This window comes from Jannaschia seohaensis (assembly GCF_900116765.1).
Taxonomy (GTDB): domain Bacteria; phylum Pseudomonadota; class Alphaproteobacteria; order Rhodobacterales; family Rhodobacteraceae; genus Jannaschia; species Jannaschia seohaensis.
In genome coordinates, this window is record NZ_UETC01000035.1 from 1 (window position 1) to 1,170 (window position 1,170).

A 1,170-nucleotide genomic window follows, 5' to 3' on the forward strand; every position below is an offset into this window, starting at 1 on the left:
CCTCAACGCTCAGTTGCGCGTATTTCCGGCCCATTCCTCGACTCCTTCCATCCGACAAGTCATTGTCATCGAAAGAAAGTCGCAGTTGGAAGTAGTGCACACCGGGCGGAGAGGAAGTTGTGAAGATAATACTGTTGCCGCTGGTGGTTCCAGGTCCAGGCCGGCGGGCCGAAGAGGCTGAGCCAATTGTTGGGCGCGGTGCCGTCGGGCTTGGGATCACGCCAGACATAGTAATCCTCGTAAGCCGGATCGCGCATCAATGAGCGGTGGAGCCAGGGGCTTTCGGTCGAGGTGTGATTGAAGACCTGGTCGATCAGAACCCGCAGCCCGGCCTCATGCGCCCGCCCGACCAAGTGGTCGAAATCGTCGAGCGTGCCGAGACGGGGATGCACCCCATCGGATCGGCCACGTCATAGCCGCCATCCGACCATCGGCGAGGGAAAGAACGGCGAGAGCCAGATCGCATCCACATTGACCGACGCGATATGGTCGATGCGCGCGCACACGCCGTTCCAAGTCGCCCATGCCGCTGCCCATCATGTCCTGGAACGAGCAGGGATAGACCTGATAGATCACAGGACATTTCGGGCAGGTGGTTAGGGGCATTCGGTTTCCCTTTGGAAGCAGAGACGCCCGCTAGGGGGCGGCGACGGGCCGACCGGGCGCCGAAGCACAGGTCGGCGGCCTCCGCAGCCGACATGCGTCACCGCTTCGGCGGGCATCGGAGCGGGATTGAAGGGCGCCCGGACTTGCGGTGGCGCGACGGGGGGGCGCAGATCCCGCTGGCGGTGTGGGTTGCCGTCGCCGACCGAGCGGGCGATGGCGGCGTCGCAGGGCTCCGCCCTGCCCGGCGCGCCCGGGATCTTGTCCGCCTGCGCGACGCGGCGCGGCCTCGGTTCGGTGTCGCGGTCTTTCTGCCATGAGGCGATCACGACGCTGGCGCCCTGCCGCGCGAAGTGGACCGGGTCCGCGCGGACGATGCCGCTATCCCCGCGCCGGGATGGCGCGGCCGGTCTTCCGGAGCGAGGTCCATCTTGGACCGATGGGCGGGCATCGCGTCTTGCGATTGCGCGGGGCTAAAGCACCGGACGTTATCTCCGAGTCACATTTTGCGTTGGCGGCGGTCCCGTGGCTCCCTCTGTCGGGTGTCTTGTCATGGCGAGAACGTTG

The 1,170-nt window shown here is 65.8% G+C and carries 1 pseudogene; it reads right to left on the reverse strand.

Going from position 1 to position 1,170, the window contains the following annotated elements:
• Positions 1–65 precede the first annotated feature (65 nt).
• Positions 66–506 (reverse strand): annotated as a pseudogene (locus DTQ71_RS23930) (alpha-amylase family glycosyl hydrolase).
• Positions 507–1,170 lie beyond the last annotated feature (664 nt).